The 13,177-nt window shown below is 68.2% G+C and carries 8 protein-coding genes; 3 read left to right on the forward strand and 5 right to left on the reverse strand.

The window, feature by feature from the left end; translation table 11 throughout:
* Nucleotides 1–188 precede the first annotated feature (188 nt).
* Nucleotides 189–1,193: a porphobilinogen synthase gene (gene hemB, locus BUB57_RS14820; RefSeq protein ID WP_073068430.1), complete on the reverse strand. Its 1,005-nt coding sequence runs from the start codon at nucleotides 1,191–1,193 to the stop codon at nucleotides 189–191.
* Nucleotides 1,194–1,316: 123 nt separating this feature from the next.
* Between hemB and BUB57_RS14825 the strand changes: the two genes are divergently transcribed.
* Nucleotides 1,317–1,883, forward strand: a complete 567-nt coding sequence (locus BUB57_RS14825; protein WP_073068537.1) for a hypothetical protein — start codon at nucleotides 1,317–1,319, stop codon at nucleotides 1,881–1,883.
* Between the two features lie 51 nt (nucleotides 1,884–1,934).
* Nucleotides 1,935–5,549 carry a transcription-repair coupling factor gene (gene mfd, locus BUB57_RS14830; protein WP_084732193.1) on the forward strand — a complete coding sequence of 1,205 codons (3,615 nt, stop codon included), beginning with the start codon at nucleotides 1,935–1,937 and terminating at the stop codon, nucleotides 5,547–5,549.
* A 576-nt stretch (nucleotides 5,550–6,125) separates the two neighbouring features.
* On the opposite strand, the gene BUB57_RS17280 is transcribed toward mfd, so the two are convergent.
* The 4 genes from BUB57_RS17280 to BUB57_RS14845 form a co-directional block, all read right to left on the reverse strand.
* Complete coding sequence (locus BUB57_RS17280; protein ID WP_268801867.1) at nucleotides 6,126–6,254, reverse strand: hypothetical protein; 129 nt, start codon at nucleotides 6,252–6,254, stop codon at nucleotides 6,126–6,128.
* A gap of 127 nt (nucleotides 6,255–6,381) precedes the next feature.
* The gene (locus BUB57_RS14835; RefSeq protein ID WP_073068431.1) at nucleotides 6,382–6,783 is read right to left on the reverse strand and encodes a (deoxy)nucleoside triphosphate pyrophosphohydrolase; all 402 of its coding nucleotides are present in this window, start codon (nucleotides 6,781–6,783) and stop codon (nucleotides 6,382–6,384) included.
* A 63-nt stretch (nucleotides 6,784–6,846) separates the two neighbouring features.
* Nucleotides 6,847–8,226 carry a bifunctional glutamate N-acetyltransferase/amino-acid acetyltransferase ArgJ gene (gene argJ, locus BUB57_RS14840; RefSeq protein WP_073068433.1) on the reverse strand — a complete coding sequence of 460 codons (1,380 nt, stop codon included), beginning with the start codon at nucleotides 8,224–8,226 and terminating at the stop codon, nucleotides 6,847–6,849.
* Between the two features lie 2 nt (nucleotides 8,227–8,228).
* Nucleotides 8,229–9,137, reverse strand: a complete 909-nt coding sequence (locus BUB57_RS14845) for a peptidylprolyl isomerase (RefSeq protein ID WP_234952102.1) — start codon at nucleotides 9,135–9,137, stop codon at nucleotides 8,229–8,231.
* Nucleotides 9,138–9,337: 200 nt separating this feature from the next.
* On the opposite strand from BUB57_RS14845, the gene secA reads away from it, so the two are divergent.
* Nucleotides 9,338–12,058, forward strand: a complete 2,721-nt coding sequence (gene secA, locus BUB57_RS14850; protein ID WP_073068435.1) for a preprotein translocase subunit SecA — start codon at nucleotides 9,338–9,340, stop codon at nucleotides 12,056–12,058.
* The last annotated feature ends 1,119 nt before the right edge of the window (nucleotides 12,059–13,177 follow it).

Here is a 13,177-nt window from a genome sequence, read left to right on the forward strand (position 1 = left end):
ACCAGATATGAAAAGACAGCGCAAAACTACCTCGCCGCCGTCCTCATGGCATGCTCAAGGCTCTGGATGCGGAATTATGAGTCCGCAGCCTAGGCCGCAGCGCCCCGAAGCCCCTTCTTCCGTGCAAAAATATCCTGGGGGTGACCCGGAACGGGCCGGGGGCAAAGCCCCCAACCCGAAGCCCTCTCTTACTCGCGCGCCAGCAGTTCGGCCACCGCAGGGGCGAAATAGGTCAGCACCCCGTCGCAGCCGGCGCGGCGGAAGCAGAGCAGGCTTTCCAGCATCACCTCGCGCCCCAGCCAGCCGTTGCGGATCGCGCCTTCGAGCATCGCGTATTCGCCGCTGACCTGATAGGCGTAGGTCGGCGCGGCAAAGCGGTCCTTCACCTCGCGGCAGATGTCCAGATAGGGCATCCCTGGCTTGACCATCACCATGTCGGCGCCCTCGGCCAGGTCTCGGGCGACGCAGCGCAGCGCCTCTTCGCGGTTGGCGGGGTTGATCTGATAGGTCTTCTTGTCGCCGACCAGCCGCCCCGAGGCGCCGACCGCATCGCGGAACGGCCCATAGAAGCCCGAGGCGTATTTCGCCGCATAGGACAGGATCGCCACGTCCTTGTGGCCCGCGTCTTCCAGCGCCGTGCGCAGCGCCGCGATGCGCCCGTCCATCATGTCCGAGGGGCCGAGGATGTCGGCCCCCGCCTCGGCCTGCGCCAGCGCCATGCGAACCAGCGCCGCGACCGTTTCGTCATTCACGATGATGCCGTTGCGGACGAAACCGTCGTGGCCGTTGATGTTATAGGGGTCCAGCGCGATGTCGGTCATCACCGCCAGCTCGGGCGCAACCTGTTTGATGGCGCGGATGGCGCGGTTGCCGATGTTTTCCGGGTCCCAGGCGCGCTCGCAGGCCTCGGTCTTCAGGTCCGGGTCCGAATGCGGAAAGATGCAGACCGCCGGGATCCCCAGTTCCATCGCCCGTTCGGCCGCCCGCTTGGCGCCGTCGAGCGTCAGCCGCTCGACCCCGGGCATCGAGGGGATCTCGCCCTCGCCCCCCGCCACCTCGGTCACGAAGATCGGCCAGATCAGGTTTTCCACCGACAGCCGGTGTTCGGCGGTCAGGGCGCGCAGGGCGGGGGTACGGCGCAGGCGGCGCAGCCGGGCAGAGGGGAATGCGGGGACGATGGGCGTGGACGGCATGGGGCGGGCTCCTGCTTTTGGCGATGCTTGCCACGGGGCGGGCGGGGGTTGCAACCGCGGCGGCTTGCCGCCGTCGCCACGCCGGTTAGGATGAACGCCGGTCTGGCAATCGGGGGGCGGCGGATGGACGGGGCGAAGGGGCTGATCGCGGTTCTGGACACGCGGTCCTTCGCCTCGATGTGGTACTGGCTGCTGCTCGCCCTGGCGTGGAGCAGGGCCAGCCGCGGCGCGCTGGGCATCCCGCCCGAGCTGGTGCGCGCCAACCGCCGCAAACCCGCCGGGGACGAGCCGCCCGAGGCGCTGCGCCTGCTGGACTGGGTGTCGCTGGTGGCGCCGCGCTGGCGGGTCGCGCCGGGCGAGGGCGCGGTGCTGGTCGGGGCAGGGGCCTTCCTGCTGACGCTGCTGGCCGGGCTGGGCTTCGGCTACGGGCTGGAAACGGCGCAGGCGCTGTTCCTGCTGGTGGCGCCGCTCATGTGGCTGGCGGTGCTGCGGGTGCGGCTGGCGCGGCGGCTGCTGGGGCCGCTGGCGCAGGCGCAATCCGGGCGGCTGCCGGTGGCCGAGGCGGCGTTCCGCATCGCCGCGCTGGTTGCGGCGCATATGCGCGTCACCCTGGCGCTGTCGGCGGCAGCGGTGCTGGTGGCGGCGATGTGGGGGACGCGCTGGCATCTGCTGCATCCCAACGGGCTGTAAGGGGTTGCTTCGCCGCTTGACTCTCGGCTGCCGCGGTTTACGTCAGCCCGCATGGCCGAAACCCTGATCCTGTCCGGCGCGCCCGAGGGCCTCGACGCTGCGCTGATCGCGCGCGAGGCCGACCGCGGCGCGGCTGCGAACCGCCCCGTGATCCATGTCGCCCGCGACGACCGCCGCATGGCCGCGATGCGCGCGGCGCTGGCGTTCTTTGCCCCGCAGCTGCCGGTGTTCGAACTGCCGGCCTGGGACACCACCCCCTATGACCGGGTGTCGCCCTCGGGCGAGATCATGGCGCAGCGGCTGCAGGTGCTGGCGGCGCTGGCCTCGGGGCGGCTCAAGGCGCCCTTCGTGCTGCTGACCACGGTGAATGCGGCGGTGCAGCGCCTGCCGGCGGCCGAGACGGTGCGCCATGCCTCTTTCATCGCCCGCAAGGGCGAGCGGCTGGACGAGGCGCAGCTGCGCGGCTTTCTGGCGCGCATGGGGTTTTCGCAGTCGCCGACCGTGACCGAGCCGGGCGACTACGCCATCCGCGGCGGCATCATCGACATCTACCCGCCGGGACCGGGCGGGCCGGTGCGGCTGGACCTGTTCGGCGACGTGCTGGACGGGATCCGCCGTTTCGACCCCGACAGCCAGCGCAGCCTGGGGGCGCTGGACAGCGTGGAAATCGCGCCCATGTCCGAGGTGATCCTGGACGAGGCCTCGATCACCCGCTTCCGCCAGAACTACCGCGCCGAATACGGCGGCGGCGCTCATGACCCGCTGTACGAGGCCGTCAGCGCCGGGCAGAAACTGGCCGGGATGGAACATTGGCTGCCGTGGTTCCACGACCGGCTGGACAGCATCTTCGCCTATCTGCCCGGGGCCTCGGTGGTGCTGGACGACCACGCCGAACAGCACCGCGCCGCCCGCTGGGACACCATCACCGAACAGCACGACGCGCGGCGCGAGGCGCTGGCCAAGCGCGGCGCCGACAACGTCTATCGCCCGGTCGCGCCCGCCGCGATGTTCGCGGATGCGGAGGAATGGGCGCGCTGGCTCGACCCGCACCGGGTGATCCGGCTGTCGGTGCTGGCGCAGCCCCCCGGTCCCGGGGTGCTGGACGCGGGCGGCCGGGTGGGCCGCAATTTCGCACCCGAGCGGCAGGCAGAGAAAACCGACCTGTTCGGCGCGCTCGCCACCCATATCCGCGATCTGCAAAAGACCCGCCGGGTGGTCGTCGCCAGCTTCTCCGAAGGCGCCCGCGAACGGCTGAGCGGGCTTTTGTCCGACGAAGGTCTGGCGGGCACGCCCATCGACGACATCCGCGACCTGCCCGACCGAAAGGGCGCGCTGGGGCTGGCGGTGTGGCCGCTGGAAGAGGGCTTCGTCTCGGACGGGCAGGCCGCCGGTCAGCTTGCGGTGATTTCCGAACAGGACGTGCTGGGCGACCGGCTGATCCGCGGCGCGAAAAAGCGGCGGCGGGCCGAGAATTTCCTGAAGGACACCACCTCGCTGACCCCGGGCGACCTGGTGGTGCATGTCGAACACGGCATCGGCCGCTATACCGGCCTGGAAACCATCACCGCGCTGGGGGTGCCGCATGACTGCGTGGCGCTGGAATACGCGGGCGGCGACCGGCTGCTGCTGCCGGTGGAAAACATCGAGCTGCTGACCCGCTACGGGCACGAGGAAGGGTTGCTCGACAAGCTGGGCGGCGGCGCCTGGCAGGCCCGCAAGGCGCGGCTGAAAGAGCGGATCCGCCAGATCGCCGACCGCCTGATGCGGGTGGCGGCCGAACGGCTGCTGCGTCCGGCGCCGGTGCTGGAGCCGGAACACCACGAATGGGAAAGCTTCTCGGCCCGCTTTCCCTATACGGAAACCGACGACCAGATGGCCGCCATCGACGACGTTTCGGCCGACCTGTCTGCGGGTCGGCCGATGGATCGGCTGGTGGTCGGCGACGTCGGCTTCGGCAAGACCGAGGTGGCGATGCGCGCCGCCTTCATCGCGGCCAGCCAGGGGATGCAGGTGGCGGTGGTGGCGCCAACGACGCTGCTGGCCCGCCAGCATTTCCGCAGCTTTGCCGAGCGTTTCCGCGGCACCGCGATCACGGTGCGGCCGCTGTCGCGCTTCGTTTCCGCCAAGGACGCGGCGGCGACGCGGGCGGGGCTGGCGGACGGCTCGGTCGATATCGTGGTCGGCACCCATGCGGTGCTGGCGAAACAGCTGCGGTTCAAGAACCTCGGGCTGCTGGTCATCGACGAGGAACAGCATTTCGGCGTCGCCCATAAGGAGCGGCTGAAGGAGCTGCGCTCGGACATCCACGTGCTGACCCTGACCGCCACCCCGATCCCGCGCACGCTGCAGCTGTCGCTGACCGGGGTGCGCGATCTCTCGATCATCGGCACGCCGCCGGTGGACCGGCTGGCGATCCGCACCTATGTGTCCGAGTTCGACAGCGTGACGATCCGCGAGGCCCTGCTGCGCGAGAAATACCGCGGCGGGCAGAGCTTTTTCGTGGTGCCGCGCCTGTCTGATCTGCCCGAGGTCGAGGACTGGCTGCGCGAGCATGTTCCCGAGGTCTCCACCATCGTCGCCCACGGCCAGCTGGCGGCGGGCGATCTCGACCAGCGGATGAACGCCTTCTACGACGGCAGCCACGACGTGCTGCTGGCGACTTCCATCGTGGAATCGGGGCTGGATATTCCGTCCGCCAACACCATGGTGGTCTGGCGCGCCGACATGTTCGGACTGGCGCAGCTTTACCAGATCCGGGGCAGGGTGGGGCGGTCCAAGACCCGCGCCTATTGCTATCTGACCACCAAGCCGCGGGTGCCGCTGACCCCGCAGGCGATCAGGCGGCTGAAGTTCTTGGGCTCGATCGACAGCCTCGGGGCAGGGTTCAACCTCGCCTCGCAGGACCTGGACCTGCGCGGGGCGGGGAACCTGCTGGGCGAGGAGCAATCCGGCCATATCAAGGAAGTCGGGTTCGAGCTTTACCAGCAGATGCTGGAAGAAACCATCGCGCGGCTGAAATCGGGCGAGCTCGAGGGCACGCCCGAGGACGAATGGGCGCCGGTGCTGACCCTCGGCGTGCCGGTGACCATCCCGGAAAGCTACATCCCGGATCTCGACGTGCGGCTGGAACTGTATCGCCGCCTGTCGCAGCTGACCACCAAGGTCGAGCTGGAAGGCTTCGCCGCCGAGCTGATCGACCGTTTCGGTCCGCTGCCGCGTGAGGTGAACACGCTGCTGCTGGTCATCCGCATCAAGGCGATGGCCAAGCGCGCGAATATCTCGTCGCTGGTGGCGGGGCCCAAGGGGGTGACGATCCAGTTCCACCAGGACAAGTTCCCCAATCCGGCCGGGCTGGTCGAGTTCCTGACCGAGCAGAAGGGTGCGGCGCGGATCACCGACAACAAGCTGGTGGTCAGCCGCCCCTGGCCCTCCGAGGCCGACCGCATCAAGGGCGCATTCGCCATCGCCAAGGAGCTGGCGGCGAAGATCAAGGCCGGCGCCGCTGCGGCGCGCCAGAACGGCGCGCAGGCTGCGCCCGGCGACGCTGCCTCCGCAGGCCCGGCACAGGCAAGACCCGCGGCGGTAAAGACAACCCCGCTGGCCGGCCAGAGCCTCGCGCCAAGAGCGGCGGCCGGCAAGCTGCGAAAACCTACCCGGAAGTTCTAGCTTCGGCGACGTTTCCCGTGGCCGGGAAGGAGAGCGACCGAAACCGGCTTTGCGGATACCGGCAATGCAGATGGCCCTATCCGCGGCCGTCAGCGCATTGCCCCGCAATCGGCCCTGCAGACCGCGTGATCCCTGGCCGCCCACGCATTGTCCTGCATTTCCGTTCTGAAGATATCTGCCCCGCAGACCGCGCAATCAGCACCCGTCCAGGCTTTGCCCCTTCGGCACTTGAGACAGGAGCCCAGCCGCGCCGCAATCCCGCCGCGCCGCCGCAACCTGATGGGCGGGTATGCGGCCAATCTTTGTATGCGACCACCCGGCCCTGAGCTCGACCACGCGTTTCGGCACCGAGATAACCGCCCATACGGCAGTATCGAGCAACTGACCCATGCGGCAGTACAGGGGCAACCCTACGGCAACACCTGAGCAACTGGCCCATGCAGCACCGGCGCAATCGCCTGCACGAGGGCATCCTCACCTGAAGCCGGACCCTCAGCCCTCGGCATATACCGCCCTTCGGGCGACGTTAGGCGCCCTCGTCCAGTCTGACCGCGGCCAATCGGACCGCGCCCGCTCTCAATTCAGAACCGGCTTCCCGACATAGGTCTTCTGCCCCACCCGCACCGCGATCTGGCCGTTGCCGAGATCGCGCTCGAACATGCCCTGCACCGAGACGCAGGTTCCGACGATGATCGTTCGAATCATGGCCAAGTCCTTCCATCATCCCTGCTTCGATTCTCCTCGAAAATGGCATGGAAGGATTAGGATAAAGTTAACAGAAGTCAGATTTTCCGCGCGCACCCGTCGTATTTGTGGTGAAGTTGCAACGGCATTACAGCCAATCGCGCAGGATGGGGATCAGCGGCAGGTCGGCGGGCGGCATCGGATAGCGCGTCAGCTCGGCCGCGCGCACCCAGGCGAGATCCTGCCCCTCGCGCGGCTGCGGCACGCCCTGCCAGCGGCGGCAGGCGAACAGCGGCATCAGCAGGTGGAAATCCTCGTAGGCGTGGCTGGCGAAGGTCAGCGGCGCCAGGCAGGATCCCCAGGTCTGGATGCCCAGCTCTTCGTCCAGCTCGCGGATCAGCGCCGCCTCGGTGGTCTCGCCGGCATCGACCTTGCCGCCGGGAAACTCCCACAACCCCGCCATCGGCTTGCCGGGGGGACGCCGGGCCAGCAGCACCCGCCCCTCCGGGTCGATCAGGGCCACCGCCGCCACCAGAACCAGCCGCGCCATCGTTCTTCCTTGCCTGAATATCCCGCGGGGGAGCCCGAAGGGCGGGGGGCGCGAAGCCCCCCTTTACGACCGGTAATCGGCGTTGATGTCGATATAGCGGTGGGTCAGGTCGCAGGTCCACACCGTGCGGGCCCCGCGTCCCAGCCCCAGATCGACGCCGATCACCAGATGGTCGCGCTTCATATAGGCGCTGGCGGCGGCCTCGTCGTAGCCGGGCGCGCGCCAGCCGTTCTCGGCCAGCACCATGTCGCCGAAGCGGATCGACAGGCGGTCGCGGTCGGCCTGCGCCCCCGACTTGCCGACCGCCATGACCACGCGGCCCCAGTTGGCGTCCTCGCCGGCGATGGCGGTCTTGACCAGCGGGCTGTTGGCGATGGCCATGGCGACCTTGTGGGCGTCGGCGTCGCTGGCCGCACCCGTCACCTGCACCTCGACGAATTTCGTCGCGCCCTCGCCGTCGCGGACCACCTGCTGCGCCAGGTCGCGCATCACCCCGGCCAGCGCCTGGATGAAGGCGCGCGCGGTCTTGCTGCGCAGGTCGGTGATCGGCGCGGCCTGCGCCTGCCCCGTCGCCGCCAGGATCAGCACGTCCGAGGTCGAGGTGTCGCTGTCCACGGTGATGGCGTTGAAGGTCTCGTCCATCTGCGCCGACAGGATCCGCTGCAACAGCTTCGGCTCGATCTTCGCGTCGGTGAAGATATAGACCAGCATCGTCGCCATGTCGGGCGCGATCATCCCCGAGCCCTTGGCGATGCCACTGATGCGGATGCTGCCGCCCTCGGCCGCGATCTCGGCGCCTGCGCCCTTGGGGAAGGTGTCGGTGGTCATGATCGCGCGCGCGGCCGAGGCGATGCCGCCCTCGTCCAGCCCGCCGGCCAGATCGTCCAGGATGGCGGTGATGCGCTCATGCGGCAGCGGCTCGCCGATCACCCCGGTCGAGGAGGAAAACACCCGCCGCGCCGGCACCCCCAGCGCGCGGGCCACCGCCCCGGTCACCGCATCGACCGAGCGCTGCCCGGCCGCGCCGGTAAAGGCGTTGGCGTTGCCCGAGTTCACCACGATCGCCGCGCCCTGGTCGCTGTCGGGGTTGCCGGCCAGCTTGTCCTGACAGTCGAGCACGCAGGCCGCCCGGGTCGAGGACCGGGTGAAGGCCCCCGCGATTGCCGTCCCCGGCGCCAGCCGCACCAGCATCACGTCGGTGCGGTCCTTGTACTTGATCCCGGCGGCGCCGGCGGCGAACTCGACGCCCGCGATCGCCGGCAGCTCGGGGAACTCGGCCGGGGCGAGGGGCGAGACCAGCGGCCCCGCCTTGGCAGCAGCGGCCGCAGCCGCCGGGGCGGCGGCGGCGGTTTCGGCGCGCTCGGCGGCCTTGCGGGCCTTGCGCGCGGCCTTTTCGGCCTTGCGCAGCAGCTTTTCGGCGGCTTTCCGGGGATCCTTGGCCATGATCAGTTGTCCAGCAGTTCGGTGCGGTTCAGCAGTTCGGGCGCCAGCCCCTCGGTCTTTTCGATGCTGGCGGCCGACACCAGCCGCTCGATCTCGGCATCGACGCGGTTGCGGCGGACCTGGGTGGCCAGCTGCTCGCGGATCTGCTCGAACTCGGGCGGGGTCTGCTCGCGGGTCTCGTTCAGGCGGATCAGGTGCCAGCCGAACTGCGACTGCACGGGGGCCGAGACCTGCCCGGGTTCCAGCGCCTCGACCGCCTTGGCGAAGGGTTCGACCATCATCTCGGCGGTGAACCAGCCCAGATCGCCGCCGTTCGCGGCGCTGTTGTCGGTGGATTTCTCGGCCGCGAGGGCGGCGAAATCGGCACCGCCGGCCAACTCCTCGGCGATGGCTTTGGCCTCGTCCTCGGTGGCGACCAGGATATGGGCGGCGCTGTATTCGGTTTTCGGCGAATCGCCGCTGCCGAAGGCGGCGTCATAGACGGCGCGCAGCTCTTCCTCGGTCGGCTCGGGCTTGGCCACGCGCTCGAGCGTCGCGGCCGACAGATAGCCGCGCCGGTCCAGTTCCAGCATGGCGCGGTCGCGCGGGGTCAGCGACTGCGCGGTGACCTGCGCCACCGCGGTCTGCCGGATCATCTGGTCCAGCATCAGGTCCCACAGTGCCACGTCCGGCAGATCGCCGGCGCCGCCCTGCAGCCCCTCTTTCATCGCGATCATCTGGCCCAGGGTGATCGCCTCGCCGTTGACCACGGCGACCACGCTGTCGGCGCGGGGGGCGCCGGTGACCTCGGCCACGGCGGGGGGGGCCACGGCGGGGGGAACGGCGGCGGGGGTTTCCGCCGTCTGCGCCAGCGCGGGCGCGCCCATCAGCAGGGCGGCGGCGGCAACGATGGCCGGAGTGGTTTTCAGCATGGAGCTTGTGTCCCCTTTGCGATGATTGCCCGGCGGCCCATCCCGGCCGGGGTGGCGTTGACAGCGGGGCGGGCGAGGCCTACATCCGGCGCAACCGAAAATGCGCGCCCGCCGCCGATTTTCCGGCCTCGTGATAGGGCAAGGCCGTCGGTCGGGGCAAGTGGGCGTCACGCCCGCCGCGCCCAACCTGACAGGACACCATGCTCGGCATCGGAAATCTGGCCAAGTCGATCTTCGGCACCCCCAACGACCGCAAGGTGAAATCCGTCCGCCCGCTGGTGGCCCGCATCAACGCGCTGGAACCGCAGTTCCAGGCGATGTCGGACGAAGATCTGGTCGCCAAGACCCGGGAATTGCAGGCCCGTGCCCAAGGAAGCGACGGTCAGGCCGGCGAAAGCCTGGATGCGCTGCTGCCCGAAGCGTTTGCCAACTGCCGCGAGGGCGCCCGCCGCGCCTTGGGCCTGCGCGCCTTCGACACGCAGCTTATGGGCGGCATCTTCCTGCATCAGGGTAACATTGCCGAGATGAAGACCGGCGAGGGCAAGACCCTGGTCGCCACCTTCCCGGCCTATCTGAACGCGCTGGCCGGCAAGGGCGTGCATGTGGTCACCGTCAACGACTATCTGGCCAAGCGCGACGCCGAATGGATGGGCAAGGTGTTTGCCGCGCTGGGGATGCGCACCGGCGTGGTCTATCCCTTCCAGGGCGATCAGGAAAAGCGCGACGCCTATCGCGCAGATGTGACCTATGCCACGAACAACGAGCTGGGCTTCGACTACCTGCGCGACAACATGAAGGGCAGTATCGAGGAAATGACCCAGCGCGGGCATTTCTTCGCCATCGTGGACGAGGTCGATTCGATCCTGATCGACGAGGCGCGGACGCCGCTGATCATCTCGGGGCCGTCGCAGGACCGCAGCGAGCTCTATCGCACGCTCGACGCCTTTATCCCCGAGCTGACCGAGGACCACTACAAGGTCGACGAAAAGACCCGCAACGCCACCTTTACCGAGGACGGCAACGAGTTCCTGGAAAAGCGCCTGCAACAGGCCGGGATCCTGCCGCAGGGGCAGACGCTCTACGACCCCGAATCGACCACGATCGTCCATCACGCCAACCAGGCGCTGCGCGCCCACAAGCTGTTCCGCCGCGACCAGAACTATGTGGTCAAGGACGGCGAGGTCGTGCTGATCGACGAGTTCACCGGCCGCATGATGCAGGGCCGCCGCCTGTCGGACGGGCTGCACCAGGCGATCGAGGCGAAAGAGGGCGTCGATATCCAGCCCGAGAACGTGACGCTGGCCTCGGTCACCTTCCAGAACTACTTCCGGCTTTACCAAAAACTTTCCGGCATGACCGGCACCGCCGCCACCGAGGCCGAGGAGTTCGCCGAGATCTACAAGCTGGGCGTGGTCGAGGTCCCCACCAACCGCCCGATCCAGCGCGTCGACGAACACGACCGCGTCTATCGCACCGCGACCGAGAAATATGCCGCGGTGATCGAGGCGATCAAGGAAGCCCATTCCCGCAACCAGCCGCTGCTGGTCGGCACCACCTCAATCGAGAAGTCCGAGATGCTGTCGGACATGCTGAGGGCAGAGGGCATCCCCCATAACGTGCTGAACGCCCGCCAGCACGAGCAGGAAGCCTATATCGTCGCCGAGGCCGGCAAGCCCGGCGCCGTCACCATCGCCACCAACATGGCCGGCCGCGGCACCGACATCCAGCTGGGCGGCAACGTCGAGATGAAGGTGATGCAGGCGCTGGCCGCCAACCCGGACGCCAACCCCGACGAGCTGCGCGCCCGCATCGAGGCCGAGCACGCCGCCGACAAGCAGGCGGTGCTGGACGCCGGCGGGCTCTTCGTGCTGGCGACCGAGCGCCACGAAAGCCGCCGCATCGACAACCAGCTGCGCGGCCGTTCCGGCCGGCAGGGCGACCCCGGCCGCTCGCTGTTCTTCCTGTCGCTCGAGGACGACCTGATGCGGATCTTCGGATCCGAACGGCTGGACAAGGTGCTGTCCACCCTGGGCATGAAAGAGGGCGAGGCCATCGTCCACCCCTGGGTCAACAAGTCGCTGGAACGCGCCCAGGGCAAGGTCGAGGGCCGCAACTTCGACATCCGCAAGCAGCTGCTCAAGTTCGACGACGTGATGAACGACCAGCGCAAGGTGATCTTTTCCCAGCGCCGCGAGATCATGGAGGCCGAGGACGTCGGCGACATCACCGCCGACATGCGGCTGCAGGTGATCGAGGATCTGATCGACACCTATCTTCCCGAAAAATCCTATGCCGAGCAATGGGATACCGAGGGGCTGCGCAAGGCGGTGGTCGAGCAGCTGAACATGGAGCTGCCGATCGCCGACTGGGCCGCCGAGGACGGCGTCGACCGCGACTCGATGCTGGAACGGATCCGCACCGCGACCGACGCCTATATGGCGCAAAAGACCGAGCAGTTCGGTCCCGAGCAGATGGCCCAGATCGAAAAGCAGGTGCTGCTGCAGCAGATCGACGGCAAGTGGCGCGAGCATCTGGTGACGCTGGAGCACCTGCGCTCGGTCGTCGGCTTCCGCGGCTATGCGCAGCGCGATCCGCTGGCGGAATACAAGACCGAGGCCTTCCAGCTGTTCGAGAACCTGCTGGACGGGCTGCGCGGCGACGTGACCCAGAACCTCGCCCGCATCCGCCCGCTGACCGACGCCGAGCGCGAAGAGATGATGCGCCAGTACCAGGCGCAGCTGCAGGCGCAACAGGCCGCCGCCCAGCCCAGCCACGAAGAGGCCGCCGCCGCCGATGTCGCCGGCCGCATCCCCGGCTTCGACGAGACCGACCCCACCACCTGGGGCAACCCCTCGCGCAACGACCCCTGCCCCTGCGGCTCGGGCCGGAGGTTCAAGAACTGCCACGGGGCGCTGGTGTAGGGGTTTTTAGCGGGGTGTCCGGCGGTTTTCCGGAGTTCTCGGGCTTGTCCTGACGGATAGCTGCATCTGCTGCCGGCCGACGCTCCGGCGGGTCTGAGGGCAGCGGACGGCCGGGATCGCCGGTTGCAATCCGGGATCGCCAGTTGCAAACCCCGCTTTGATATGCCCGGCCCGCCACTGGGGAACTCCCCGCGCAACGATCCATATCCCTGGGGCTCCGGTCGGAGGCTCAGGAACTGCCGCGGGGCATGGGTGGAGCTTGTGAACCCATAAACACGCTTCTGGTGGGATTGCGGATGGGCTGCCCTTTCGTTTGGAGGCGCTGTCACGGCAAGCTTTGATCTGACGGAATGAGAAGGATCAGGAAACGCTCGAGTAGAGGGCTTCCCGATCGAATGAATGGGCTGATCCGGCCGCTGCTCGAACAAGCCGCACGTGTGGATGACCGGCTGAACGGGGATTTCCGGGTGCTGTACCGGCTCTTCCTAGCGGGACCTGCTGGAGCGTTATGGCCCCTCGACGACGATCTGCAACCGCTTCAATAGTTGACCAAGTTCGGATTCTGGCTGCGGGTGTTCGTGGTGCTGGCGGAGAAGTCAGTCGACTGCCTGCTATTGATCGACAGTTCGCTTGTCCGGGCGTATCCGCAGGCGACGGGCAAAATGGGTAAGGCATCGGCCGCCCGCGGCCCGAGAGAGCTGCGGACATATCGCGCCGTTGGCCGTTCTCAGGCGGGTCGAGCAGGAAGATCAAGGCGATGGCGGCCGGGCGCATCCTGCCGGTCGCCATCATGCTGACGGAGGGACCTGGGACAAGGCGAGGGTGGTCGAGCTGCTGACAGTGCACCCGATCCCCGCGACGTGGCGGCCGGCCGCGGTTACAATGCGCGCGGTGCCGACTTGATTGCGATGCGGGGCGGCCACTTCCCTGACACGGCGGGTCCACGAGATGCAGCGGCAGATTGATCCCCGTACTTTACCGACAGTGCAATATCGTCATGTGGTTCTGCAACGGGTTCAAGCAGCACCGGAAACCCGTAGCGCGATATAAAAAACCGCTGGAAACTATCCCGCAGTCGTCCTGCTTGGACATGCGCGATTCGGGATGCGCGCTTGGGAG

Source organism: Paracoccus solventivorans, assembly GCF_900142875.1.
GTDB classification, from domain to species: domain Bacteria; phylum Pseudomonadota; class Alphaproteobacteria; order Rhodobacterales; family Rhodobacteraceae; genus Paracoccus; species Paracoccus solventivorans.

Coding starts and splice junctions, on each gene's coding strand:
- BUB57_RS14825 (WP_073068537.1), top strand. CDS start 1,317: ATGGACGGGGCGAAGGGGCTGATCGCGGTTCTGGACACGCGGTCCTTC.
- hemB (WP_073068430.1), bottom strand. CDS start 1,193: ATGCCGTCCACGCCCATCGTCCCCGCATTCCCCTCTGCCCGGCTGCGC.
- mfd (WP_084732193.1), top strand. CDS start 1,935: ATGGCCGAAACCCTGATCCTGTCCGGCGCGCCCGAGGGCCTCGACGCT.
- BUB57_RS17280 (WP_268801867.1), bottom strand. CDS start 6,254: ATGATTCGAACGATCATCGTCGGAACCTGCGTCTCGGTGCAGGGCATG.
- secA (WP_073068435.1), top strand. CDS start 9,338: ATGCTCGGCATCGGAAATCTGGCCAAGTCGATCTTCGGCACCCCCAAC.
- argJ (WP_073068433.1), bottom strand. CDS start 8,226: ATGGCCAAGGATCCCCGGAAAGCCGCCGAAAAGCTGCTGCGCAAGGCC.
- BUB57_RS14835 (WP_073068431.1), bottom strand. CDS start 6,783: ATGGCGCGGCTGGTTCTGGTGGCGGCGGTGGCCCTGATCGACCCGGAG.
- BUB57_RS14845 (WP_234952102.1), bottom strand. CDS start 9,137: ATGCTGAAAACCACTCCGGCCATCGTTGCCGCCGCCGCCCTGCTGATG.